Origin of the sequence: Mycobacterium shimoidei (genome assembly GCF_900417275.1) — a bacterium.
GTDB lineage: Bacteria > Actinomycetota > Actinomycetes > Mycobacteriales > Mycobacteriaceae > Mycobacterium > Mycobacterium shimoidei.
This window is the reverse complement of the sequence record NZ_UEGW01000001.1, coordinates 1,737,700-1,761,224: the sequence shown is the minus strand read 5'-3', so window position 1 is coordinate 1,761,224 and position 23,525 is coordinate 1,737,700. Positions and strand designations below refer to the sequence as shown.

Below are 23,525 nucleotides of genomic sequence, written 5' to 3'. Positions count from 1 at the left end.
CCTCACCCTAGCCCGGGTCTTTGCCCTTGTGCATTCGGATCGCGTCGTCGACATTGGCCTTCTTGTCCTCGGCGGCGCCCTTGGCGGCAGCCTTCCTGCGTTTCGCCACGACGGTGTCAACCGCGCCGTTGAGCATCGAACCCAGGGGGAACCCGAGATAGTGGGTCAAAAAGACCGCCATCTCCTTCAGTTCGGCTTCGGCGAGCTCCTCGTTGAGCAGGGCGGCATTGATCTGGATCTCGGCCAGGTCGCGGTTGCCGATGGCGGTCACCGCCGTCAGCGTCATGATGCGCTTGTCGCGCATGGACAATCCCGGTCGGGTCCAGATGTTGCCGAACAGGTGATCGACGGTCAGGTCGAAGTACGCGTCGCCCTCGACGTTGGGCATTTCCCAGCCGTAGACCTCGTTCATCTTCTCGAGGCCCTTGCGGCGGCGCTCGTCCATCACGTCTCTTCCTTCGTGTGCGGTACCCCAAGGCCGATGGCCAACTGCCGACGAGCCAGCTCGGCCAGCGGCAATTCCACCGAGACGGCCTCACCCAAGGCCAGTGCCAGGCTCAGATCCTTCTCGCCGAGTCCACGAGTGTGCAGAAATGGTTGGTACAGGAAATGGTCAGGCTCAAGGGGTTTCATGTCGTCGCGCACCATGATCGCTCCCGGCCCGCCGGTGAGGGCGTCGGTGTGCCGGACCACTCTGCCCAGCGCCTGCAGATCCAGACCGGCCGCCTCGGCCAGCTTCATCGCCTCGCATGCCGCGGCGTAGGAGGTGAACGTCAACATGTTGCGCGCCAATTTCATTCGGGTTCCGGCGCCGGGCTCGCCGGCGTGAATGACCAGCGAAGCCCACTGCTTGAATGCCGGCTTGACCCGCTCGTACACCTCGCGCGCGGCGCCGACCATCGTGGCCAATTCCCCCGTCTCGGCGGCGCCGGCGCCGCCGCTGACCGGCGCGTCGACGATGTGAATGTCTCGTGGCTTGAGCTCGTCGGCCAGCTCGACGGCGGTGGTGTCGCTGATGGTCGAGTGAATCGCGATGACCGTCCCCGGCTTCACCCGCGGTGCGAGCTCGCTGACGACGTCGCGCACCTGCGCGTCATCGAGCACGGCGACACTGATGATGTCGGCGGCCGCGACGTCGGCGACGCTGTCGGCCAGCGTGGCGCCGACTTCGGCCAGCGGCGTCATGGCCTCGGTCCGCACGTCGTACACGGTAAGCCCACCCGGCCAGCCGACCAGCCGCTTGGCCATCGGCGCACCCATATTGCCCAGCCCGATGTAGCCGAGTCGCAATTGCTCAGTCATGATCGGATTATCTGTCCGCCGTCGACGTTGAAGATCTGCCCGGTGATCCAGGACGCCTCGTCGGACAGCAGGAACAAGCACATCCCGACGAGATCCTCGGGAGTTCCCATCCGAGACAGCGGCAGACCCTTGACGATATCGTCGATGATTTCCCTGGGGGTGGTGGTGCGGTTGGCCTCGGTATCGATGGGGCCGGGCGCGATCGCGTTGATCCGGATGTTCCGGCCACCCAATTCACGCGAAAGCTGTTGGGTCAGGCCGTTGATGCCCACTTTCGCCAGGCCGTAGAAATTCGAGTACAGCCATGCCGCGGTGGACGACTGGTTGACGATCGCACCGCCGCCGCGCTTGGCCATCTTCTTGTACACCGCGCGGGTACACCACAGTGCGCCGTCGAGGTTGACGCTCATGAACTTCTTGTAGTACTCGGGATCGACGGTGAGCAAAAAATCCAGCTTCATTCCGCCGAAGATCGCGGCGTTGTTCACCAGGTAGTCGATGCCGCCGAACTCCGACAACGTGCGGTCTGCCATCGCCTTGGCCGACACCGGATCGGAGACATCGACGCCGATGCCCAGCGCGGTGCCGCCGTCGGCAGTGATTTGTTTGGCCACACCCTGTGCCGCCTCGGCGTTGATGTCGGCGACGACGACGGCCGCGCCTTCGCGAGCGAGTGCCTCGGCGTACGCCTGGCCGATGCCGCCACCGGACCCGGTGACGATGGCGACTTTGTTCTCGAAACGCATATGTTCCTCTCGGCGTTCTCAGTTCACCGCTGTGGCAATGACTTTGGCCTCCAGGTACTCCTCGAAGCCGAGCAATCCCATCTCCCGGCCGTTGCCGGATTGCTTGTAACCGCCGAACGGCGCGTCGGCGGAGTACCAGACTCCGCCGTTGACGTTGACGGTGCCCACCCGCATCCGGGAGGCCACCGCTGCGGCGCGTTGCGGGTCAGCGCTGAACACGGTTCCCGACAACCCGTACGGCGAGTCGTTGGCAATACGCACGGCGTCGTCGTCGCCGTCGTGAGCGATGACGGTCAGCACTGGCCCGAAGATTTCCTCGCGGGCGACCCGGGCGTCGTTGCCGAGGCCGGTGATCACGGTGGGCTCGATGAAGAATCCTCTTGCCTTGTTAGCCGGCCGGCCGCCACCGCAGGCGAACGAACCACCCTCTGCCACAGCTGAATCCAGATAACCCTGGACCCGATCGCGCTGGCGCGCCGAGATCAGCGGTCCGCAGACGGTGCCGGAGTCGTTGGGATCGCCGGGTTTGATCGACGACATGGTGGCAGCCGCGGCGGCAACTGCCTCGTCGTAGCGGGCGCGTGGCACCACCAGCCGGGTGGTGATCGCACAGCCCTGACCGGCATGCATGGACGCGGTAAACGCCGAGATCGAGCACGCCCCGGCCAGGTCCGCGTCGTCGAGCACGAGAAACGCCGATTTGCCGCCCAGTTCGAGGAACACCTTCTTGATCGTCAGCGCGGCGTCGGCCATCACGCTGCGGCCGGTCGCGGTGGATCCGGTGAACGAAATCATGTCGACCCGAGGGTCTTTGGCAAGCAGCGCTCCCACGCCGTGGTCGCTGGAGGTGACGATGTTGACCACCCCAGGCGGAAAGTCGGTGTGCTCGACGATGAGTTCGCCCAGCACCGCCGCGCACCAGGGCGTGTCCGGCGCGGGCTTGAGCACGACGGTGTTGCCCGCCGCCAGCGCGGGCCCCAGCTTGGCGAGGTTGATCTGGTGCGGGAAATTCCACGGCGTGATCGCGCCGACAACACCGACCGGTTCACGCGCGAGGGTGCGCCGGGTGGGGATGCCCATGGGGGACGCCTCACCGAGATCCTGATTCCAGGTGTAGGACTCGGCGGTGTCGGCCGCAAAGCTCAGGTCTGCCACCGGCCCTTCCAGCTGGGCAGCAGCGGTCAGCATCCGCGGCGCACCGGCTTCGGAGATGGTCAGCTCTCGCAATTCCTCGAGATGCGCGCTCATCGCATCGCGCAGCTGTCGCACGCAGCGCACCCGCAGCTCGGTGTTGGTGGGCCAGTCCGATTCGTCGAAGGCCCGCCGCGCCGCGTCGATGGCACGCGCCATGTCGTCGGCGTCGGCGTCGGCGGCGTCGCCGAGCACTTCCTCGGTGGCCGGGTTGACCGTCGGGAAGGTGCCGGCACTACCGGGCGACAACTTCCCGTCGATGAGCAGCGCACTCACACCGTCGGCCAGCAACGCCATTCTCAACTCCCGCCGCAGTATGGTGGACACTTGTCCGGAATAGTCCAGTCGCACCATAGCCGCCAGGTCGGCGGCCGGGCAAGTACGGTGGCGACGATAGCCCTCTGTCCTGCGGGCTTGCCTGAAGGCGTCGAAGTCCGATAACTTTGGACATGTGTCCAGCGATGCAGTGATGGCGATCACCGCGGACGCCGATCGCGATATCGGCGAGGCGCCGCGCAACCGGCGGCAGGAAGAGACGTTCCGCAGGGTGCTGGCTGCCGGGATCGAGGTGCTGCGGGAGAAGTCCTACGCCGATCTGACCGTGCGTGCGGTGGCCGCCCGCGCCAAGGTGGCGCCCGCCACCGCGTACACCTACTTCTCGTCGAAGAACCACCTGATTGCCGAGGTCTATCTGGACCTGGTGCGTCAGGTGCCCTACTTCACCGACGTCAACGAGCCGATGCCGGTCCGGGTGGACAAGGCGCTGCGACACCTGGCATTGGTGGTGGCCGACGAACCCGAGGTCGCCGCGGCGTGCACGACGGCGTTGCTCGGTGGCGGCGCCGACGCGGCGGTGCGCAGTGTGCGGGACCGGATCGGCGCGGAAATCCATCGCCGCATCACGTCGGCCATCGGTCCGGACGCCGACCCGCGCACGGTGGCCGCGCTCGAGATGACGTTCTTCGGCGCATTGGTCAATGCCGGCAGCGGCGCGGTCACCTATCACCAGATCGCCGACCGGCTGGCGTATGTCGTGGGCTTGATTTTGGGGGAGGACCGATGACCGCTCCCGTGAGAAGGAGCGGCGCCTGATGACGGTGACGCCCGAACTGCTGCTCGATCCTTACGATTACGACTTCCACGAGGACCCGTACCCGTACTACAAGCGGCTACGCGACGAGGCCCCGCTGTACCGCAACGAAGAACTGAAGTTCTGGGCGTTGTCGCGCCACCGCGACGTGCACGAGGGCTTTCGCAACAGCACGATGCTGTCCAACCGCGACGGCGTTTCGCTGGACCCGGTGTCGCGAGGGCCACACGCATCCAAGACGATGTCGTTTTTGGCGATGGACGACCCGGATCACCTAAGGCTTCGCACGCTGGTGTCGAAAGGGTTCACCCCCAGACGGATTCGCGAACTGGAGCCGCGCGTCACCGAAATCGCCTCGCAATACCTCGACACCATGCTGGACAAGGCGGCGTCGGTGCAAACAGTCGATTACGTGGACGAATTCGCCGGCAAGCTGCCGATGGACGTCATTTCCGAATTGATGGGAGTTCCCGAGCCGGATCGCGGCCAGGTGCGCGCCTGGGCTGACGGCGTGATGCACCGTGAAGACGGCGTCACTGACGTACCGGCGTCGGCGATCGAGGCATCGATCAACCTCATCGGCTACTACCAGGGCATGCTCGCCGAGCGCCGCAGACAACCCACCGGTGATCTGACCTCCGCGCTGCTGGCGGCCGAGATCGACGGTGACCGGCTCACCGAGGAGGAAATCCTCGGGTTCATGTTCCTGATGGTGATCGCCGGCAACGAGACCACCACTAAACTGCTTGCCAACGCCGCATTTTGGGGCTACAGAAATCCCGACCAGCTCACACCGGTCTACGCCGATCTGGCCCGCATTCCGCTGTGGGTCGAAGAGACCCTGCGCTACGACACATCCAGCCAGATCCTGGCGCGCACGGTCGCGCAAGAGCTCAGCCTCTACGGCACCACCATCCCCGAAGGGGACGTCTTGTTGCTGCTGCCAGGTTCGGCACATCGCGACGAGCGGGTGTTCGACAATCCCGACGCGTATGTGATCGGACGTGAAATCGGGTCGAAACTGCTGAGTTTCGGCAGCGGTGCACATTTTTGTCTCGGTGCGCACCTGGCCCGGATGGAGGCCCGGGTAGCGCTCACCGAACTGTTCAAGCGGATCCGCGGATTCGAGGTCGACGAGGCCAACGCCGTGCGCGTCCACTCCAGTAATGTCCGCGGGTTCGCCCACTTGCCCATTTGTGTGGAGGTGCGCTGAATGCCCCGTTTCGAACCGCATCCGGCCCGTCGACCCGCGATCGTTGCCGGCGCGTCGTCGGGTATCGGGGCGGCCACCGCGGTCGAGCTTGCCGCCCATGGCTTTCCGGTGGCGCTGGGCGCGCGGCGCGTCGACAAATGCCAGGAGATCGCGGACAAGATCCGCGCCGACGGCGGTGAGGCGATCGCGTTGCCGCTGGATGTCACCGACGCCGATTCGGTCAAAAGATTCGTCCACCAGGCCACCGACCAGCTCGGCGACATCGAGGTCATGGTGACCGGCGCCGGAGACACCTACTTCGGGCGCCTGCACGAAATCGACTCCGAGACTTTCGAATCCCAGATCCAGATTCATCTGATCGGAGCCAACCGGCTGGCCACCGCGGTGCTGCCCGGCATGATCGAGCGTCAACGCGGGGATCTGATTTTCGTCGGCTCCGACGTCGCGCTGCGCCAGCGCCCGCACATGGGCGCTTACGGAGCCGCCAAGGCGGGGCTGGTGGCGATGGTCACCAATTTGCAGATGGAACTCGAGGGCACCGGCGTGCGGGTCTCGATCGTGCATCCCGGCCCCACCAAAACGGGGATGGGCTGGAGTCTGCCCGCCGAGGCGATCGGCCCGGCGCTGGAGGATTGGGCCAAGTGGGGTCAGGCCCGCCACGACTACTTCTTGCGGGCTTCCGATCTCGCCCGGGCCATCACGTTCGTGGCGGAAACCCCCCGCGGCGGCTTCGTGGTGAACATGGAATTGCAGCCTGAAGCACCATTGGCCACGAACAAAGAACGCCAGCAACTCAAACTCGATGAGAAAGCGCTCGATTCATGACAACCCCTGTGGTCCCGCGCGTTTCCGGCGGCGATGAAGAACACGGTCACCTCGAGGAGTTCCGCACCGATCCGATCGGCCTGATGCAGCGCGTCCGCGACGAGTGCGGTGACGTCGGCTGGTTTCAATTGGCGGACAAGCACGTCATCTTGTTGTCCGGTGCCCAAGCCAACGAGTTCTTCTTTCGGTCCGCCGACGAAGATCTCGACCAAGCCGAGGCATATCCGTTCATGACGCCGATCTTCGGCAAGGGCGTGGTGTTCGACGCCAGCCCCGAGCGTCGCCGGGAAATGTTGCACAACTCCGCACTGCGCGGCGAGCACATGAAAGGGCACGCGGTCACCATCGAACGCGAAGTGCGCCGGATGATCGAGAATTGGGGCGAGGAAGGCGAAATCGACCTGTTGGACTTCTTCGCCGAGCTCACCATCTACACCTCGACCGCGTGCCTGATCGGTCCGAAATTCCGCAACCAGCTCGACTCCCGATTCGCGCACTTCTACCACGAACTCGAACGCGGCACCGACCCGCTCTGCTACGTCGACCCCCATCTGCCGATCGAGAGCTTCCGTCGCCGAGACGAGGCGCGAAAGGGGTTGGTGGCGTTGGTGCACGACATCATGAACCAACGGATCGCCAACCCACCGGCGGACAAGAGCGACCGCGACATGCTCGACGTACTGGTGTCGATCAAAGACGACGACGGCAATCCACGGTTCTCCGCCGACGAGATCACCGGCATGTTCATCTCGTTGATGTTCGCCGGGCACCACACCAGCTCGGGCACCGCGGCGTGGACGCTGATCGAGTTGATGCGCCATCCGCAGGTCTACACCGAGGTGATCAAAGAACTCGAAGAGCTTTATGCCGACGGGCAAGCGATCAGTTTCCATGCGCTACGGCAGATTCCCAAGCTGGAGAATGTCCTCAAGGAAACTCTCCGGCTACATCCGCCGCTGATCATCCTGATGCGGGTGTCCCAAGGCGAATTCGAGGTCCAGGGCTTCCCCATCCACAAGGGCGACTATGTCGCGGCCTCGCCGGCCATCTCCAACCGCATCCCCGAGGACTTCCCCGACCCGGACAACTTCGTGCCAGAACGCTACGACGAGCCTCGCCAGGAAGACCTGGTCAACCGCTGGACGTGGATCCCGTTCGGCGCGGGCCGGCATCGCTGCGTGGGTGCGGCGTTCGCCACCATGCAGATCAAGGCAATCTTCTCGGTACTGCTACGCGAGTACGAGTTCGAGATGGCGCAGCCGCCGGAAAGCTACCGCAACGACCACTCCAAGATGGTGGTGCAGCTGGCCCGGCCCGCCACGGCGCGCTACCGCCGCAAGTGAATCCGGAGGCGATCATGGGTTATCGAGTCCAAGCCGACTTCGACCTGTGCCAGGGGCACGCGATGTGCGAGCTGGAAGCGCCCGACTATTTCCGGGTGCCCAAGCGGGGCCAAGTCGAGTTACTCAACCCCGAGCCGCCCGAGGAAGCTCGCACGGAAATTGAACAGGCCGTAAGGGCCTGTCCCACCCAAGCGCTGTCCATCCAAGAAACAGGAGATTAACCGTGCCATTTCCGCGCGCAGAACTCGACGAGTGGGTGCAGTCCTGGCTCAAGGCCAACAAGGACTGCGAAAAGACCGGCGATTGGAAGCCATTGGCGGACTTCTACGCCGCCGACGCCACGTACGGCTGGAACATCGGTCCGAAAGAGGACGTGATGTGCGTCGGGATCGACGAGATCCGCGAGATCGCGCTCGGGCTGGAGATGGAAGGTCTGGAGAACTGGCAATACCCGTATCAGAAGGTGCTCATCGACGACCAGCAGGGCGAGATCGTCGGCTTCTGGAAACAGGTCGTCGTCGACGCCGACGGCGGCCGACAGGAGATCCACGGGATCGGGGGCAGCTGGTTTCGGCTCAATACCGACAAGCTCATCTCCTGGCAGCGCGACTTCTTCGACTTCGGCCACGTCCAGGCGCTGTACATGGATCTGATGAAAGCGGGCAAGCTGTCCAAAGGCATGCAGAGGCGAATCGAGCGCAGCCTCGCCGGGGAGAAGCTGCCCGGGTACTACCCGCTGGGTAAGACCCCGGTGCCGCTCTGGTGACCCGCGTCACTACGCTGTCGCTCAAGTGGTGTCGAACAAGTTGAAAGCAGGTTGCGGTGAAAACAAAAGGTGCGCTGATCTGGGAGTTCAACCAACCGTGGTCGGTCGAGGAAATCGAGATCGGCGACCCGCGCAAGCACGAGGTCAAGATCCAGATGGAAGCGGCGGGAATGTGCCACTCCGATCATCACCTGGTGACCGGCGGCATCCCGATGGGCGGCTTCCCGGTGCTCGGTGGCCACGAGGGCGCGGGAATCGTCACCGAGGTGGGTGAGGGAGTCGAAGACTTCGCCGAAGGCGACCACGTGGTGCTGTCGTTCATCCCGTCCTGCGGCAAGTGCCCCTCGTGTCAGGCGGGAATGCGCAATCTGTGCGACCTGGGTGCCGGCCTGCTCAACGGCGCGTCGGTTTCCGACGGCACCTTCCGCATCCAGGCCCGCGGCAAAGACGTCTTCCCGATGACACTGTTGGGCACGTTCTCGCCGTACATGGTGGTGCACGAAAGTTCGGTGGTGAAGATCGACCCGTCGATCCCGTTCGAGGTGGCCTGTCTGGTCGGCTGCGGTGTCACCACCGGCTACGGCTCGGCCACCCGGACCGCCGACATCCGCCCCGGCGACGACGTGGCGATTGTGGGTGTCGGCGGCGTCGGTATGTCGGCACTGCAGGGAGCGGTCAACGCCGGTGCCCGCTACATCTTCGTCATCGAGCCTGTCGAGTGGAAGCGCGACCAGGCGCTGAAGTTCGGCGCGACCCATGTCTACCCGGACGTCGACGCCGCGCTGATGGGTATCGCCGAAGTCACCTACGGATTGATGGCCAAGAAGGTGATCGTCACCGTCGGCGAACTTCACGGCAGCGACATCGACAACTACATGAACCTCACCGCCAAGGGCGGGACCTGCGTCGCAACCGCGATCGGCAGCCTGCTCGACACCCAGGTGACGTTGAACCTGGCGATGCTGACCCTGATGCAAAAGAACTTGCAGGGCACCATCTTCGGCGGCGGCAACCCGCAGTACGACATCCCGCAGCTGCTGTCGATGTACAAGGCGGGCAAGCTCAACCTCGACGACATGATCACCCGCCAGTACAAACTGGAGCAGATCAACGACGGCTACCAGGACATGCTGAGCGGCAAGAACATCCGTGGCGTCATCCGCTACACCGACGACGACCGGTAGCCGACCCGGAGCTTGGCGTTGACCGCCGGCTTCCCACATCTGTTTCAGCCGGGGCGCATCGGCGCGATGCCGGTGCGCAACCGGTTGGTGATGTCGCCGATGGAGACCCTGTACGGCACACCGGAAGGGCTGCCGTCTGGCCGCACCCGTGACTACTTCGCGGCGCGTGCTCAAGGTGGCGTCGGCCTGATCACGGTGGGCGCCACCGGAGTTGACCATCGACACCCGGAAACTCCCGGCGGACTGCACCTGGGGACCGATGCCGCCGTCGACGCGCATCGTGCGTTGGTCGACGCGGTGCACGAGCACGGCGCCAAGATCCAGCCGCAGCTCGTGCATGCCGGGCCCGACGCCCTGGGCCCGGAGATGCACGGCGTGACGTCGCTGGGCCCGTCGGTGATCCCGTCGTATTTGACCGGCCGCCCGTCGGCCGAGATCAGCACAGGACAGCTCATCGAGGTGCTCGACTTGTTCAAAGCGGCGGTGCGCCGGGCGCTCGAAGCCGGCTACGACGGCATCGAGTTGCACGCCGCGCACGGTTACATGTTGCTGGGCTCTTTCCTTGCTCCACAACGTAACCGGCGCACCGACGACTACCGCGGCGACTCGGTGCACGGCAGGATCCGGATTGTGCTGGAGACGCTTGCAGCGATCCGCTCCGAGATCGGCGATGCGCTACCGATCACGCTGCGGATCTCCGGATACGAGCGGGTGGCCGGCGGCCGGCCGATCCACGAAACCGCGCAGGTAGCCCCGGAACTGGTGGCCGCCGGGGTGGACGCGTTTCACGTCAGCGGCGGCGTGATCGACCGGCTGGTCACGCGGATGGTCAACGGCGCCGACGACGGCGACGCGCTCAACGTGGGCGCCGCGGCCGCGGTCAAAGAGGTGGTCGACGTCCCGGTGATCGCCGTCGGCCGCATCCACGACCCGGCGCGCGCCGAGCAGATCCTTGCCGACGGACGAGCCGATTTCATCGCCATGGGGCGTCCGCTGCTGGCCGACCCCGACCTGGCACGCAAACTGCGATCAGGGCGGGCACATCGGATTCGTCGGTGCATCTCGTGCGAAAACTGCATCGACGCCATGGAACAACGATTCTCGGTCGACTGCGCCGTCAATCCGCGCACGGGCAAGGAGCGTGACCTGGCGTCGACGCGCGCCGCGCGCGCCAAGGAGGTGGTCGTGATCGGGGGCGGCCCGGCCGGGATGGAGGCCGCCCGCGTCGCATCCGAACGTGGACATCGTGTCACCTTGTTCGAGCGCAACGGCCAGCTGGGCGGCGCGCTACTTTGGGCGGCGCTGACGCATCCGGAGAACGAACCGTTCCTGCGCTACCTGCGTGACGAGCTGCGCTACAGTCCGGCGAAAGTTGAGCTAAACCAGTCCATTTCGCCAGGAGATGTCATCGACCTGGCACCGGACGCTGTCGTGGTGGCAACCGGCGGCCGCATCGAACTGCCCACGATTCCCGGCGATCAACTCCCACATGTGCGGACCGGGCCGGCGCTGCGGGAGATGTTCGCCGGACGGCGACAGCGGCTGGTCCGTCCCAAACTCGTGCGGTTCGCCACGCGGGCCTGGATGCCGCTCGGGCGGCGCGTCGCCATCATCGGCGGCGATCTGGCGGCCATCGAGCTGGCCGAATTCCTCGCCGGCCGTGGCCGTTTCGTGTCGATCCTGGAGGCCGGCCAGACGATTGCCCCCGAGGTCGGCAACAAGCGCAGGACCGAGCACATGGACCGGCTGGACCGTCTGGGTGTCACGGTCCACGTCCGCGCGTCCGTTCAGCGGATCGCGGCGGACACCGTGGAATTCACACCCGCCGGCGGGGCAACCCGCCACCTTCCCGCCGACACCGTCATCGTGGCCGGGACGCCCAAACCCGACACCGCCTTGTTCGACGACCTGGTGGCCGCTCTGCCGAACACCCAGGTGCAGGCGGCCGGGGATTGCACCGGTCTGGGTTTGATCCGCAAAGCAACCGAAGACGGCGCCCGTGCCGCCTGCCTGATTTAGATAGGAGCGCAAATGTCGCAAGAAACCGTTCAGCAATCACCGGCATTGGCTGCCTCGCAGGCATCCTGGCGATGCGTCCAAACGCACGACCGGGAGGGCTGGCTGGCGCTGATGGCCGACGACGTCGTCGTCGAAGATCCGATCGGCAAGGCCGTCACCAACCCGGACGGAACGGGTCTGCGCGGCAAAGACCGGGTTGCCGAGTTCTACGACACCAACATCGCCGCCAACCAGCTGACGATCACCTGCGAGGAGACATTCCCGTGCAGCTCGCCGAATGAAATCGCGCATATCCTGGTGCTGGACAGCAAGTTTGACAACGGTGTCACCAGTTCGGTGCGTGGTGTGTTCACCTATCGGGTCAACGACGCCGGCCTGATCACCAATCTGCGTGGCTATTGGAACCTTGACATGATGACATTCGGCACCGCCGAGTGACGCCGCTGCTGGACGGGCGCGGCGCGGTTGTGGTCGGCGGCTCCCGGGGTATTGGTGCCTCGGTGGCCGCGTTACTGGCGCAGCACGGCGCCGGCGTCGTGGTCAACGGCCGCGATAGCGGTGCGGCCCAGTCGACCGCGCGGGCGATTAACGCAGCGGGTGGGCGGGCACTGGCTTACGCGGGTTCACCATCCGATCACCCGACCGCAGAAGCGTTGGTGGACAAGTGTGTTGGCGAATTCGGCGCCATCAACATTCTGGTGAATTGTGCCGGCATCCCTGAACCGCCGTTCTCGTCGATCCTCGACATCACCGCGGGTGACTTTCACGCGCTGCTCGACGCACACCTGGGCACGGTGTTCGCCACCTGCCGGGCGGCCGCGCCCAGAATGGTCGCGCAGGGCGGCGGCAGCATCGTCAACACCGGCTCGATGGCGTTCCTGGGCGACTACGGCGGCACCGGGTATCCGGCCGGCAAGGGCGCGGTCAACAGTCTGACGCTGGCGATCGCCGCCGAACTCAAACAGCACGGAGTGCGCGCAAATGTGGTGTGCCCCGGCGCCAAGACCCGGTTGTCCACCGGACCGGAGTACGAGGCGCACATCACCGACCTGAACCGCCGCGGCCTGCTGGATGACATCAGCATGCAAGGGGCGCTGGACGTGGCGCCACCCGACTACGTCGCCGCGACATACGTCTATCTGGCCAGCGATCTGGCCAACGAGGTGTCCGGACGAATCTTCGTCGCCGCAGGCGGATTCGTCGGCGAATTCGCCCGCCCCACTCCGACGGTGATCGCCTATCGCGACCACCACGACTCGCCGCCGTGGTCGGTGCTCGAGATTGCCGAGCTGATTCGCACCGGACGAACCTGAACGGGTCTACTTGATGCTCCTATTCGTGTCAAGCGGCTTTGAGCCAATTTCTGTAGGTCTGGGCGAAGGTGTCGTCGCGTTGTAGTCCGCGTTCGATGCGGGAGATCACGGTGGGCCAGACTCCGAAGTGGTTGGCTGCGGCTGTGACGGTGATGTTCTTGGCCTGCCGTGCCGGGCGCAGGTCGGTGTAGTCGGGCACGGCGATCTGGCGGGTCAAGAGTTTGAAGACCTCTCGGGCGATGGCGCGTTTGAGCTTGCGCAGGATCTCCATCTTGCTCTTGCTGTGGCCGTGAAGTAGTTGGCGCTGTACGTAGTCTCTGGTGGGCTGGTGACTCGACATACGCACCAAAGCGATGCGGTGCAGCGCGTTGTTGGCGGCGCGGTCACCGCCGCGCGAGAGTCGGTGTCGGTTGGTCTTGCCCGAAGACGCCGGGACCGGCGCCACGCCGCACAGCGCGGCGAACGCCGCCTCGCTGTGCAGTCGGTGCGGGTTGGCCCCGGCGGTGATCAACAATTGGGCTGCAGTGTCCGGGCCGACACCGTAGGCCGCCCGCAAAGCTGGATTCGCTTCGGTGGCCAAGGCGTCGATCTGGGCTTCGAGAGCCTCTGCCTGGGTTTCGAGGAACTGCACGCGTTGGGCGAGCATCTTGGCCGCGATGAGCACCGACTGCGCCCACGGTTCGGCCTGTGAGTCGGGTCGGCAGCGAGCGATCGCCTCGATCAACCTGAATGTCGTTAAGGCGCGGTACTTCTCACGCACACAGTCCGGTGCGGACACCAGCATGGCCTTGAGTTGATTAATTACCGCGGTGCGATGCTTGACCGCCGAACGGCGCGCATGGTGCAAAGCGCGCAATCCTGCGGTGGCGTCGTCTTTCGGAGTGGCCAGCCCGTCGCCGGCCAACGCGGTACGGGCAGCACTGTAGGCATCGAGCGGGTCGGACTTGCCCTTGAGCCGGCGGCTCGACTTGACCGCCCTCGTCACCTCGACGACCTCGATGCCCGCTGCGATGAGTGCCCGGGTAAGCCCAACGCCGTAGCTGGCGGTGCCCTCGACCCCGATCCGCTGCACCTGGCCCAGCGAGCGCAGGAACCTGATGGCCGCGGCATAACCGGCCCGCGTGGTCGGGAACTCGCGGTCGCCGGCCAAGGCACCGGTGATGGTGATGGCGGCGACATGGATGGTGTCGGCGTGGGTGTCCGCACCGGCGACGATGAGCACAGATTCTGCCAAGATGATGGTGTCCCTTCTGACCAGCGTTGGGTGGGCACACACCGGCCAGGGCGGGCAGACAAGACATTGATGAGGAACGGCCAGGCTCCTGATTAGGTCATGTCCGTCCTGTCCGGCGTGAACAAGACGCGCACCACGCAGACCGGACAGATCAAGTTAAAGACAACCCAGCAGGGCGTCAGTCATACCCAGAGTCACGACCTGCGCGGTGACGCTCTTCCATCATCAATGTCGTACCCGGGTGTGATGATGCGGTTATGTCTTCGATCGCATCGGCTGGAGGTGTTGTTCGAGGAGTTGGCGGAGTTGGCTGGTCAGCGCAATGCGATTGATGGGCGCATTGTGCAGATTGCCGCGGAGTTGGATCGCGACCAGTTGTGGGGTTTGACCGGTGCGCGTTCGCTGGCGGCGGTGGTGGCTTGGAAGTTGGGCTGGTCGTCGGCCAATGCGCACACGATGGCCACGCTGGCGCGTCGGGTGGAGCAGTTTCCGCGTTGTGCGGCGGGTATGGCTGAGGGTCGGTTGTCGCTGGATCAGGTCGGTGTGATTGCCGCGCGCGCCGGAGACGGTTCCGATGAGCATTATGAGCGGTTGGCGAAGGTGGCCACGGTCAGCCAGTTGCGTACCGCGTTGAAGCTCGAGCCGCGGCCCGGACCGGATTCTCGGCGCGAACCGCGGCGCTCGATCACCAAGACCAGCGATGCCGAGGGCAGCTGCTGGCGGATCAAGTTGGGGCATCTGGAGGCGGCGACGTTCGATGCGGCCTTGGCCTCGCATCGTGATGCGCTGATCACGCAGTGGAAACACGACCGCGAGCGTGGATCGGTGAATGGGCCGCCGCTGCCGTCGACGGTGGATGCGTTTATGCGGTTGGTGGAGACCGGCTGGGACACCGAAGCCGCGCGCCGCTCGCACGGGCAGCACACCACGGTGGTGATGCATCTGGACGTCGGGCAGCGTGTCGCGGCGCTGCATGTGGGTCCGGTGCTCTGCGATGCCGAGCGCCGGTATTTGAGCTGTGATGCCACCTGTGAGGTGTGGTTCGAACGGGCCGGGCAGCCCATCGGCGCCGGGCGAAGCACGCGGGTGATCAATCGGCGGTTGCGCCGCGCGCTTGAGCACCGCCACCCGATGTGCGCGGTGCCCGGCTGTACGGCCACCCGCGGTCTGCATGCTCATCACATCCGGCATTGGGAAGACGGCGGGCCCACCGAGTTGGCCAACCTGGTGCTGGTGTGTCCGTATCACCACCGGTTGCACCATCGCGGGGTCATCACCATCAGCGGAACCGCCCATGAGTTCACCGTCACCGACAGCGACGGGCAGGCACTGAGCACAGGATCACTGGCGCGCCCACCAAACAAACCCCCGCCGGCGGTGCCGCCGTGTCGCGGACCCCTCGGCGAACGCGCCGACTGGTGGTGGTACGAACCCTTCCAACCCCAACCCCCACCAACAACCAACTCAAGCGGCTACCGGAAACAAGCCCAAACGGGTTGCGGCATAAACAACCATTGGCCGGTCCATATGCTGAAGCCCATGGCAACTGTCTTCACCAAGATCATCAACGGCGAGCTTCCGGGACGGTTCGTCTACGAGGACGACGAAACCGTCGCGTTCCTGACGATCGAACCGATGACGCAGGGGCACACGCTGGTGGTTCCGCGCGCCGAGATCGACAACTGGCAAGACATCGACCACGCAGTGTTCAGCCGAGTGATGGGGGTGGCACAGCTGATCGGCAAGGCCGTGTGCAAGGCGTTCACCACCGAACGGGCCGGGCTGATCATCGCTGGGTTAGAAGTTCCTCACTTGCACGTGCACGTCTTCCCAACCCGCAGCCTGAGCGACTTCGGCTTCGCCAACGTCGACCGCAACCCGTCGCCTGAATCGCTTGACGAAGCGCAGGCCAAGATCAAGGCGGCCCTGGCCGAGCTGACCTAAGCCCCGCGGGGGTCTTGAATTGCTCGGGAAAAGCCTCGGGAAACGAGTTGTGGGCTGATATCGCCCACTCGTCCATTTTCGCGATGTTGATGTCGAAGGTCGACTTGTAGGAGGCGGCGAGCAGGAACACGATGACCGCGTACACCACCGCCATCGCCCACGCCAAACCCTGCCAATCCTGGTTGACGACGATCGGCACCACGAGGCTTGAAACCGTCAGGCCCAGCACGATGATCAGCAGTCCCCCGTACGCGATGAGGCTGGCGGCGGCAATCCCAAACCTTCGTTCTTTCAACAGAATCGGGATCTCATTCACCAATCGGCCGCTGGTGTGTCCGATCCAGAGCCGTGTCGGATATTCGATACTGGGGATCTGATCCAAGAGCCTCTGCTCGAGTATGAAGATCGCTTGGTTGTGCGCCCACACTCGGCTGTTGAGCTGCGAATGCCACGCGATCACCAGCAATGCGGGTATGGGAACGATGGGCACCAACGCGTGCGGTATCGTGTCCGGCCTCGTCGCCCAGGCCGCACCAATTACCGTGGTATAGGCCACCAGAATGCTGACCAGGGTGAGTGCGTGCCCCAGAATGTTTTGCACGTCGGTCCGTTCAGCTGCGTACAGAGCAGCGAGCGCGGTCGGGGTGTCACGGTCGGGCACCAACCTTTGTTTCTGCGTCGTCATCAAACCCTCGTCTGCTCGAATCGTGCACAGCCGAACTAACTTACCTTGGCGGGGACATCGGCGACACGCGGCAGCACGACGCAGAACCGGCAGCCCTGCCCGGGCGCCGTGGTCACCGAGACTTTGCCGCCATGTGCGCGTACCAGCGAATCGACGATCGACAAACCCAGCCCGGTGCCGCCACTGCTACGCGCCCGCGACGAGTCGGCGCGGTAGAAACGCTCGAAGATGTGCTGGGCGTCTTCCTGACTCATTCCCGGACCCTGGTCGACAACCTCCAAAATGGCGTTGTCGACATCGGTTCCGACTCGCACGGTGACATCGGCGCTGTCCGGCGTGTGCTGCAACGCGTTGGCCATCAAGTTGCTCAGCACCTGACGCAGCCGGGCTTCGTCGCCAAGCACCTCTGGAGTGCCAGGACCGTCGAGCACAACCATGGTGATCGTGCGCCCCGGGGCGATCGCCTGTGCGTCATGCACCGCGTCACTGGCCAGCGCCAGCAGGTCCACTCGGTGGCGTTCGACAGGCCGTTGTGCGTCCAGCTGGGCCAACAGCAGCAGATCGTCGACCAGCAGCCCGATCCGGCGTGATTCGCTTTCGATGCGCGACATCAACATCTCGACGTCGCGTGCGGCACCTTGCCGATACAGTTCGGCGAATCCACGGATGGTGGTGAGCGGCGTGCGTAGTTCGTGGCTCGCATCGGTGATGAATTGGCGCATCCGCTCCTCCGACGTGCGCGCCTTCTCCGCCGACGACTCCGAAGACGCCACCGCTTGCTGAAGCTGAGCCAGCATGCTGTTGAGCGCCAACGAAAGTCGGCCCACCTCGGTCCGCGAACTACGCTCCGGAATGCGGCGATCGAGCTGTCCACCGGCGATCGCGGCCGCGGTCTGCTCGACCTCGTTCAGCGGACGCAAGCTCATATGCACCACCGCCGAACCCGCGACACCGATCACCACCAACACCACCGCGCCGATGCCCAGCTGCAACCACACCAGTGAGCGGACCGTGTGCTGCACGTCGGAAAGGTCGTAGGCGACGGTGATCAGCCTGCCCATCGGCCCCCGCACCGACACCGCCCGCCATTGCACGCCGGAGTTGTTCACCGATCCGATCGTCGTCGGTTCGGGTCCCACATCGTTGTTGTCAGGCAGTGCAGGCTCGGCGCGGCGATCGTTGACCACCGTCCAGGTACGACCGTCACGGCCGATGCTGCGCACGTAGAAGTTGGACGGCGGGCGGTTGACGTTCGGGGCCTCGCTTTGAACCTGCGCGGACCGGTGCTGCGCCTGCGCCCAGCCGCGCGACGCGTCGATCAGGTTCTGGTCGACGCGGTTGATCAAGCTGTGCCGCAGGATCGAAGTAACCGCGATCCCGGAAGCCGCCAGACCGCACGCAACCAACACCAACGTGGCGGCAATGAGGCTGACCCGCAGCGGCAGTGCACCGCGATGGTGGTTGGCCATCGCCTACCAACTGCTAGTCATCGCGGTTCTCGCAGCACGTACCCCACCCCGCGAAGCGTGTGCAGCAACCGCTTTTCACCAGTGTCGATCTTGCGTCGCAGATACGACACATACGACTCGACGACGTTCACGTCGCCGCCGAAGTCATACCGCCACACGTGATCGAGGATCTTCGGTTTGCTCAACACGGTGCCGGCGTTGATCACGAAATAACGCAACAGCGTGAACTCGGTCGGAGACAACGAAACTGGTTTGCCGGCCTTCCACACCTCATGAGTGTCCTCGTCGAGTTCGATGTCGGCGAAGGTCAGCCGGGAGTTGCGGTGCTCGGTAACGCCCTTGCCGGCGCGACGCAAGATGACGCGCAACCGCGCGACCACTTCTTCCAGGCTGAACGGCTTGGTCACGTAATCGTCGCCGCCGAGGGTCAATCCGGCAATCTTGTCCTGCAGTGAGTCGCGGGCGGTCAAAAACAACGCAGGCGCGTCGATACCGTCGGCACGTAACCGTCGCAGCACACCGAAGCCGTCCATGCCCGGCATCATCACGTCGAGGATCACCGCGTCCGGCTTGACCTCGCGCGCAAGATCCAGCGCCACCGGCCCGTTGGTCGCGGTATGCACCTCGAAACCCTGAAATTTCAGACTCACCGAGAGCAATTCGACGATGTTGGGTTCGTCGTCGACGACGAGAACACGCGCCTCGGGCGGGTTGCCGTTTCCGTTTGCCGGTGTCATGGGATCAATTCCCTCGTACTTGCATAAGCGTAACCTCCATGGAACCTGCAAAGTTGCTGTGAAATTTTGTGAGAAGTCCGTCTGGCTCGTACTGGGATAACCGCAGGCTGACGTGCCTACACTCAGGGGATGAACCTCGGCAAAAGCCTGGCTAGCATCGCCACCCTCCCCGTGCGCGTAGGGCTCGCTGCGGCCGAAACCGGGGTGAATGCTGCCGCCTCGGCGGTCGACTTGGCCAAGCGAGCCGTCGGCGACACAGGGGCACAGAGCAGGCCGAATGCGGTCACGCACATGCTGGGCATCGACGACGCGATCACGCGCGCGAACCGGCTTGCGCGACTTCTCGACGACGACGCACCGCTGGGTCGGGCGCTGGCGCCGGACGGTCCGCTGGATCGGCTGCTGCGCCCCGGCGGGGTCGTCGACATGCTGACCGCACCGGGCGGTCTGCTCGACCGGCTGACCGAGGAGGGCGGCGCATTGGAGCGGGCCCTGAAACCGGGCGGGTTGGCCGATCAGCTGCTGGCCGACGACGGGTTGATCGAGCGAGTGCTGGCCGAGGACGGGCTGGCCGACCGGCTGCTGGCCGAGGGCGGTCTGATCGACAAGCTGACCGCGCGGCACGGCCCGCTCGAGCAGCTTGCCGACGTCGCCGACACCCTCAGCCGACTGGCTCCCGGGATGGAGGCGCTGGAACCGGCCATCGCCACGCTTCAGGAAGCCGTCATTTCGCTGACCATGGTCGTCAACCCGCTGAGCAACATCGCCGACCGCATCCCGCTGCCCGGCCGGCGCCCGTCGCGGCGCACCTCGACCCGCCCGGTGCGCTCGCAGCGGGTCATCGACCACGACGAGTAAGCGGTCAGGCTCACCTTCGGCCTTATCAATACGACTGACCGTCGGCGTACCGCTGTCGCCGATAGTGGCGACCGCTACCGCGATTCCTCGCCTTGTACGTCGGTAGCTGGCTGTCACAGTTGGTCACGCCATTCCACTTGTCCTCGATGCCGCAAATCGCACAGCAACCGCCCTGCTGCTCATGGAGGTAGTCACGAACGTAGTGACCTTGGTATGACATGCGACCACAAGATCCGGTATTGAGCCAATTCTCCAAGAGCAAGCGTCGGCGATATGACTGTTGGCATGCATTGGTGCAGAACACTTTTGGCCGACGCCCTTCAAAATCGACTCCGCAACCGAGACAGGTCATAGACACAAGATGACGCTATCGGTTAGCGCCGACAGAAATGGAGCCGCGTGAGAGACTCGAACTCTCGCCATTCGCCTTACAAGGGCGACGCTCTACCAACTGAGCTAACGCGGCCGGGACCGGCCCGATGGGCCAATGACGATTCTACGACCCAGTGACCCTGTCGGATCTGTGCGCCCGACTTGAGCGGGTCCCGGTGGAGCTCCACCGGGACTGGTTGCCTAGGTCGGCGTTACCGATATATCGCCAAATCTCCCGACTCCGCAAAATCACGACTCCCGCCTGGGTTCGTCAGGTGAAGATGGGTCTGCACGACGATGTGCCACCCTCCTAGGGGGCTCAAGCTTTCGGCGGGGCCTCGACTGTGGTCAGTTCGGTCAGGCCACTGACCGTGCAGACGCGGACCAGCAACGGGTGGACGATGAGACGGATCTGCTCGGCGTGCGGAAACAGGGCGTTGATGGCGGCGCTGTCCAGATACTCCACGGCGCTGAGGTCGACCGTGAGTTTCCTTTTGCTGCCGGCATTCTCGGTGATGGCCGTGTCGAGTGCCCGACTGAAGGCCTCGACGTTGCTCAGGTCGATTTCGCCCGCCGCGACCAGCGTGAGTGCGCCGTCGTCGCCGCGCGCGGTGTCGACGGTGAGCAGTGTGGTCATCAGGTGATCCTCGCGGAGAGGTGGACTGTCGTTCCGGTGGTGTCGGCGTGGATGGCGACGTCGCGCATGAGCGCCCGCATGAGGTTGATACCCCGGCCACGGTGCGGGTTGGCGGCTGGTTGCGGCGTTTTCCACGAGCCGGTGTCGGTGACGGTCAGATGCACCTCGTCGACGAGCATGGTCGCACGCAGCCTGATCATGCCCTCGGGACTGTGCCGGTGGCCGTGCTCGATGGCATTGGCGACGGCCTCGCCGGCGGCGACAACCATGTCGTGAGCCTGATCTGTGCCCACCCGGGCCCGGCTCAACCAGCCGCGCAAGGCGCTGCGGCTGTGGGCGAGCTGGCTGGCGTGGGCGGGGAAGTCCACCTGCAGCGGGGCCGGATGGCGATATAGCAGCATCGCCACATCATCCTGATACCCACCGCTTGGCGCGAGCCGCGACATGATCTGGTTCGCCAGATCATCGAGTGAACTGGTGCGCCCGTCCTGGACCAGGCTCACCGCGCGCGCGATGCCGTCATCGAGCGCGACGCGGCGGCGCTCGACCAAACCGTCGGTGTACAGCAGCAGCGTCGCCCGCGCCGGGATAGTCACCCGGGCTTCCGGACGGGGCCGATCGGGTCGTACGCCTAACGGGATGGTGTGGCCGTCGTCGAGTATTCGCGTGGCGCCGTCGGCGTCGACCAGGATGGGCGGCGGGTGACCGGCACTGGAGTACACCAGCTCTCCGGTGTCGGGATTGAGTACCGCGCAGACGGCGGTGGTGCATTGGGCGCCGGGCAGCCGCGCGGCGAAACGGTCCAGCCCCGCGAGAGCCGCACTGGGGCTGGCGCGCTCGAGCAGCAGCGCGCGGCAGGCGCTGCGCAACTGCCCCATCACGGTCGCCGCCGTGAGGCCGTGGCCGACACAATCGCCGACAATCAGCGCGATGCGCCCGTCGTCGAGGTCGACGACGTCATACCAGTCACCGCCCACGTGCAGGGGCCGGCTGGCCGCCTCATAGCGCACCGCGAACCCGCTCGGAAGACGAGAGGGGCCGAGGATTGCATGCTGCAACGCCAGTGCGGTTTCACGTTGCTGGTCAACCTGATGCACCCGGTGCAGGCCCTGGCCGAGTCGGCCGGCCAGCACCGTGAGCAGCGTTTGGTCCTCCAAAGTGAACGGTCGTTGTTCGGCCAGCTCGATCCAGACGACGAGCACACCCTCGGGATGCTGCAGCGCGATGCCCGCCGTCCCGGGCTGTGTTGCGTTGGGGGTGAGCAGGTCGCCGTCGCGCAGCGAGCTGAGCATCTGACGTGTGTCGGATGGCAGGTCGGCCCACTGCGCGGGCTCACCAACTGAGACCAAAACCGGTGTATTCGAGGAGATTTCGGAAGGAGGGCGCTGAGCGGGAAAGGTGACGGCCAGCACCCGGCGAGCCCGCCACAGCCGACGCAGTTCCTCAGCAGCGGTCCGCACCGCCTCGTCGACGGTGTCGGCTTGCGCGAGTTGCTGATTGAGCGCGTGTTCGCGACCTGCTGTCAGCGCCAACGCGATAGCAGCGTGCCGGGCGAAGTCGCTGACCAGGTCGAGGTAATCGTTACCGAACGGCGGCTGCTGCGGATTGCGCGCGACGGCGATGACACCGAGCACTGCGTCGTCGGCGATCAGCGGCATCACCACCGCCGAGCGTTCGCCGACATCGGTGAATCCCTCGATCGGGTATTGGAAGGAGTCGGTGATCAGCGGAATGCCGCGACGCGCAACTCCACCTGTGGTGGAGCCGTCGATCGGAACCTGCCGCCCGATCACTTCTGCGGAGTACCGGCCCGCCGTCGCGGCCACCACCAAGGTGTCGACCTCGTCGGCGGCGAGTTCGGTTTCGGCCGGAACCAGCAGTATCGCTTGTTCGGCTTGGGCCAACTCGAGGGCACGGTTGACAATGAGCTGCAATGGCCCCGTCTGCGGGTCGCCGGACAGTAGCGCGGTGGTGATCTGGCGACTGGCCTTCGTCCATTTCGCCGATTCGCGTTCTCGTTCGAACAGTCGCGCGTTGTCGATGGCGACTGCCGCCGCCGAGGCCAAGGCCCGAACGGCGCTCTCCTGGGCTTCGGAGAACACTCGGCCAGGGCGGTCGTCCGCCAGATAGAGGTTGCCCAAGTCAGCCGACCGCGCGATGATCGGCACGCCGAGCAGAGCGCGTATCTGCAGGTCGTGGCCCTGCAGCGCGGCGGCCTTCGAGTGAGTGCTCGCATCATCGACCCGAAGGCCCTCACCTACCGGCAGATCGCCGAGCCGCCGCGCCGTGTCGTCGTCGATACCTGTGCAGATGAAAGAATCCAGGCCACCGGCCGGTCCGCGTATGCCCAGCGCGGCCAGGCGCGCACCGGTCAGTTCCATCGCTGCATCGACGATTCGTCGCAACGTCACGTCCAGGTCCAGATCGGAACCGATCTCGACGATGACCTGCACCAACTGTTCCAGCTGGTCGCGGGCGGCCCGCAGCTCGTCAAGCTGCTCGTCCATGCGACTCACCAAATCGCACCGACCGGGCCCGGTGAGCTCGGATCCCGCTGGTCGCTGTCCATATAGGCCAACTTAACCGTTTCAGCGGCC

The 23,525-nt window shown here is 65.0% G+C and carries 23 protein-coding genes, 1 tRNA gene and 1 pseudogene; 13 read left to right on the top strand and 12 right to left on the bottom strand.

From position 1 onward, the window contains the following. Nucleotides 1-7 precede the first annotated feature (7 nt). Genes MSP7336_RS08560 through MSP7336_RS08545 form a run of 4 tightly spaced genes read right to left on the bottom strand, consistent with a single transcriptional unit; the run spans nucleotide 8 to nucleotide 3,536 of the window. Complete coding sequence (locus MSP7336_RS08560; RefSeq protein WP_113963492.1) at nucleotides 8-445, bottom strand: carboxymuconolactone decarboxylase family protein; 438 nt, start codon at nucleotides 443-445, stop codon at nucleotides 8-10. Next, entirely contained in the window at nucleotides 445-1,302 is an 858-nt protein-coding gene (locus tag MSP7336_RS08555) for an NAD(P)-dependent oxidoreductase (RefSeq protein WP_113963491.1), read from the bottom strand. Before MSP7336_RS08555 ends, MSP7336_RS08560 begins: the two co-directional genes overlap by 1 nt. Beyond that, nucleotides 1,299-2,048, bottom strand: coding sequence for an SDR family oxidoreductase (locus MSP7336_RS08550; protein ID WP_113963490.1), 750 nt, complete (start codon nucleotides 2,046-2,048; stop codon nucleotides 1,299-1,301). Before MSP7336_RS08550 ends, MSP7336_RS08555 begins: the two co-directional genes overlap by 4 nt. Nucleotides 2,049-2,066: 18 nt before the next feature. Then, complete coding sequence (locus MSP7336_RS08545; protein ID WP_113964837.1) at nucleotides 2,067-3,536, bottom strand: aldehyde dehydrogenase; 1,470 nt, start codon at nucleotides 3,534-3,536, stop codon at nucleotides 2,067-2,069. Between the two features lie 172 nt (nucleotides 3,537-3,708). On the opposite strand from MSP7336_RS08545, the gene MSP7336_RS08540 reads away from it, so the two are divergent. The 10 genes from MSP7336_RS08540 to MSP7336_RS08495 are packed head-to-tail and all read left to right on the top strand — an operon-like array spanning nucleotide 3,709 to nucleotide 12,992. Next, complete coding sequence (locus MSP7336_RS08540) at nucleotides 3,709-4,302, top strand: TetR family transcriptional regulator (RefSeq protein ID WP_181786954.1); 594 nt, start codon at nucleotides 3,709-3,711, stop codon at nucleotides 4,300-4,302. A gap of 28 nt (nucleotides 4,303-4,330) precedes the next feature. Next, nucleotides 4,331-5,542, top strand: coding sequence for a cytochrome P450 (locus tag MSP7336_RS08535; protein ID WP_069394898.1), 1,212 nt, complete (start codon nucleotides 4,331-4,333; stop codon nucleotides 5,540-5,542). Further along, on the top strand, nucleotides 5,543-6,367 hold the full coding sequence (locus MSP7336_RS08530) for an SDR family oxidoreductase (RefSeq protein ID WP_069394897.1): 825 nt from the start codon (nucleotides 5,543-5,545) through the stop codon (nucleotides 6,365-6,367). Further along, on the top strand, nucleotides 6,364-7,710 hold the full coding sequence (locus tag MSP7336_RS08525; protein WP_069394896.1) for a cytochrome P450: 1,347 nt from the start codon (nucleotides 6,364-6,366) through the stop codon (nucleotides 7,708-7,710). The genes MSP7336_RS08530 and MSP7336_RS08525 overlap by 4 nt, the downstream gene beginning before the upstream one ends. A gap of 14 nt (nucleotides 7,711-7,724) precedes the next feature. Next, a complete protein-coding gene (locus MSP7336_RS08520) occupies nucleotides 7,725-7,931 on the top strand; it encodes a ferredoxin (protein WP_069394947.1) in 207 nt (68 codons plus the stop codon). Between the two features lie 2 nt (nucleotides 7,932-7,933). After that, on the top strand, nucleotides 7,934-8,476 hold the full coding sequence (locus MSP7336_RS08515) for a nuclear transport factor 2-like protein (protein WP_069394895.1): 543 nt from the start codon (nucleotides 7,934-7,936) through the stop codon (nucleotides 8,474-8,476). Nucleotides 8,477-8,532: 56 nt separating this feature from the next. Next, on the top strand, nucleotides 8,533-9,660 hold the full coding sequence (locus tag MSP7336_RS08510; protein ID WP_069394894.1) for an NDMA-dependent alcohol dehydrogenase: 1,128 nt from the start codon (nucleotides 8,533-8,535) through the stop codon (nucleotides 9,658-9,660). Between the two features lie 18 nt (nucleotides 9,661-9,678). Continuing rightward, a complete protein-coding gene (locus tag MSP7336_RS08505) occupies nucleotides 9,679-11,679 on the top strand; it encodes an NAD(P)/FAD-dependent oxidoreductase (protein WP_244917438.1) in 2,001 nt (666 codons plus the stop codon). Between the two features lie 12 nt (nucleotides 11,680-11,691). Continuing rightward, nucleotides 11,692-12,117 carry a nuclear transport factor 2 family protein gene (locus MSP7336_RS08500; protein WP_069394893.1) on the top strand — a complete coding sequence of 142 codons (426 nt, stop codon included), beginning with the start codon at nucleotides 11,692-11,694 and terminating at the stop codon, nucleotides 12,115-12,117. A 5-nt stretch (nucleotides 12,118-12,122) separates the two neighbouring features. Continuing rightward, a complete protein-coding gene (locus MSP7336_RS08495; protein ID WP_113964835.1) occupies nucleotides 12,123-12,992 on the top strand; it encodes an SDR family NAD(P)-dependent oxidoreductase in 870 nt (289 codons plus the stop codon). A 28-nt stretch (nucleotides 12,993-13,020) separates the two neighbouring features. On the opposite strand, the gene MSP7336_RS08490 is transcribed toward MSP7336_RS08495, so the two are convergent. Next, nucleotides 13,021-14,226, bottom strand: a complete 1,206-nt coding sequence (locus tag MSP7336_RS08490; RefSeq protein WP_069394944.1) for an IS110 family RNA-guided transposase — start codon at nucleotides 14,224-14,226, stop codon at nucleotides 13,021-13,023. Between the two features lie 228 nt (nucleotides 14,227-14,454). Here MSP7336_RS08490 and MSP7336_RS08485 point away from each other — a divergent pair. Further along, nucleotides 14,455-15,690 (top strand): annotated as a pseudogene (locus tag MSP7336_RS08485) (HNH endonuclease signature motif containing protein); the annotation flags it as partial. A gap of 63 nt (nucleotides 15,691-15,753) precedes the next feature. Further along, nucleotides 15,754-16,170, top strand: coding sequence for an HIT domain-containing protein (locus MSP7336_RS24195; protein WP_139819698.1), 417 nt, complete (start codon nucleotides 15,754-15,756; stop codon nucleotides 16,168-16,170). Here the strand turns inward: MSP7336_RS24195 and MSP7336_RS08480 are convergent. Genes MSP7336_RS08480 through MSP7336_RS08470 form a run of 3 tightly spaced genes read right to left on the bottom strand, consistent with a single transcriptional unit; the run spans nucleotide 16,142 to nucleotide 19,061 of the window. After that, the gene (locus MSP7336_RS08480; RefSeq protein ID WP_069394892.1) at nucleotides 16,142-16,855 is read right to left on the bottom strand and encodes a hypothetical protein; all 714 of its coding nucleotides are present in this window, start codon (nucleotides 16,853-16,855) and stop codon (nucleotides 16,142-16,144) included. The two genes, MSP7336_RS24195 and MSP7336_RS08480, sit on opposite strands and share 29 nt — an antisense overlap. Nucleotides 16,856-16,890: 35 nt before the next feature. After that, the gene (locus MSP7336_RS08475) at nucleotides 16,891-18,324 is read right to left on the bottom strand and encodes a sensor histidine kinase (protein WP_113963487.1); all 1,434 of its coding nucleotides are present in this window, start codon (nucleotides 18,322-18,324) and stop codon (nucleotides 16,891-16,893) included. A gap of 17 nt (nucleotides 18,325-18,341) precedes the next feature. Beyond that, nucleotides 18,342-19,061 (bottom strand): response regulator transcription factor, encoded by a 720-nt coding sequence (locus MSP7336_RS08470; protein WP_069394890.1) that lies wholly within the window; start codon nucleotides 19,059-19,061, stop codon nucleotides 18,342-18,344. Nucleotides 19,062-19,190: 129 nt separating this feature from the next. Between MSP7336_RS08470 and MSP7336_RS08465 the strand changes: the two genes are divergently transcribed. Continuing rightward, the gene (locus MSP7336_RS08465; protein WP_069394889.1) at nucleotides 19,191-19,919 is read left to right on the top strand and encodes a hypothetical protein; all 729 of its coding nucleotides are present in this window, start codon (nucleotides 19,191-19,193) and stop codon (nucleotides 19,917-19,919) included. A gap of 25 nt (nucleotides 19,920-19,944) precedes the next feature. Here MSP7336_RS08465 and MSP7336_RS24190 read toward each other — a convergent pair whose 3' ends face one another. The 4 genes from MSP7336_RS24190 to MSP7336_RS08445 form a co-directional block, all read right to left on the bottom strand. After that, nucleotides 19,945-20,277, bottom strand: coding sequence for an HNH endonuclease (locus MSP7336_RS24190; protein WP_113963486.1), 333 nt, complete (start codon nucleotides 20,275-20,277; stop codon nucleotides 19,945-19,947). Nucleotides 20,278-20,309: 32 nt separating this feature from the next. Then, nucleotides 20,310-20,385 (bottom strand) — tRNA-Thr (locus tag MSP7336_RS08455). Between the two features lie 225 nt (nucleotides 20,386-20,610). After that, the gene (locus tag MSP7336_RS08450; protein ID WP_069394888.1) at nucleotides 20,611-20,928 is read right to left on the bottom strand and encodes an STAS domain-containing protein; all 318 of its coding nucleotides are present in this window, start codon (nucleotides 20,926-20,928) and stop codon (nucleotides 20,611-20,613) included. Further along, nucleotides 20,928-23,435, bottom strand: coding sequence for a SpoIIE family protein phosphatase (locus MSP7336_RS08445; RefSeq protein ID WP_113963485.1), 2,508 nt, complete (start codon nucleotides 23,433-23,435; stop codon nucleotides 20,928-20,930). The genes MSP7336_RS08450 and MSP7336_RS08445 overlap by 1 nt, the downstream gene beginning before the upstream one ends. Nucleotides 23,436-23,525 lie beyond the last annotated feature (90 nt).

What these genes read in the sequence shown, in the direction of transcription:
- MSP7336_RS08560 (WP_113963492.1), bottom strand. Translation starts at nt 445, where the DNA reads ATGGACGAGCGCCGCCGCAAGGGCCTCGAGAAGATGAACGAGGTCTAC.
- MSP7336_RS08555 (WP_113963491.1), bottom strand. Translation starts at nt 1,302, where the DNA reads ATGACTGAGCAATTGCGACTCGGCTACATCGGGCTGGGCAATATGGGT.
- MSP7336_RS08550 (WP_113963490.1), bottom strand. Translation starts at nt 2,048, where the DNA reads ATGCGTTTCGAGAACAAAGTCGCCATCGTCACCGGGTCCGGTGGCGGC.
- MSP7336_RS08545 (WP_113964837.1), bottom strand. Translation starts at nt 3,536, where the DNA reads ATGGCGTTGCTGGCCGACGGTGTGAGTGCGCTGCTCATCGACGGGAAG.
- MSP7336_RS08540 (WP_181786954.1), top strand. Translation starts at nt 3,709, where the DNA reads ATGGCGATCACCGCGGACGCCGATCGCGATATCGGCGAGGCGCCGCGC.
- MSP7336_RS08535 (WP_069394898.1), top strand. Translation starts at nt 4,331, where the DNA reads ATGACGGTGACGCCCGAACTGCTGCTCGATCCTTACGATTACGACTTC.
- MSP7336_RS08530 (WP_069394897.1), top strand. Translation starts at nt 5,543, where the DNA reads ATGCCCCGTTTCGAACCGCATCCGGCCCGTCGACCCGCGATCGTTGCC.
- MSP7336_RS08525 (WP_069394896.1), top strand. Translation starts at nt 6,364, where the DNA reads ATGACAACCCCTGTGGTCCCGCGCGTTTCCGGCGGCGATGAAGAACAC.
- MSP7336_RS08520 (WP_069394947.1), top strand. Translation starts at nt 7,725, where the DNA reads ATGGGTTATCGAGTCCAAGCCGACTTCGACCTGTGCCAGGGGCACGCG.
- MSP7336_RS08500 (WP_069394893.1), top strand. Translation starts at nt 11,692, where the DNA reads ATGTCGCAAGAAACCGTTCAGCAATCACCGGCATTGGCTGCCTCGCAG.
- MSP7336_RS24195 (WP_139819698.1), top strand. Translation starts at nt 15,754, where the DNA reads ATGCTGAAGCCCATGGCAACTGTCTTCACCAAGATCATCAACGGCGAG.
- MSP7336_RS08480 (WP_069394892.1), bottom strand. Translation starts at nt 16,855, where the DNA reads ATGACGACGCAGAAACAAAGGTTGGTGCCCGACCGTGACACCCCGACC.
- MSP7336_RS08475 (WP_113963487.1), bottom strand. Translation starts at nt 18,324, where the DNA reads ATGGCCAACCACCATCGCGGTGCACTGCCGCTGCGGGTCAGCCTCATT.
- MSP7336_RS08470 (WP_069394890.1), bottom strand. Translation starts at nt 19,061, where the DNA reads ATGACACCGGCAAACGGAAACGGCAACCCGCCCGAGGCGCGTGTTCTC.
- MSP7336_RS08465 (WP_069394889.1), top strand. Translation starts at nt 19,191, where the DNA reads ATGAACCTCGGCAAAAGCCTGGCTAGCATCGCCACCCTCCCCGTGCGC.
- MSP7336_RS08450 (WP_069394888.1), bottom strand. Translation starts at nt 20,928, where the DNA reads ATGACCACACTGCTCACCGTCGACACCGCGCGCGGCGACGACGGCGCA.
- MSP7336_RS08445 (WP_113963485.1), bottom strand. Translation starts at nt 23,435, where the DNA reads ATGGACGAGCAGCTTGACGAGCTGCGGGCCGCCCGCGACCAGCTGGAA.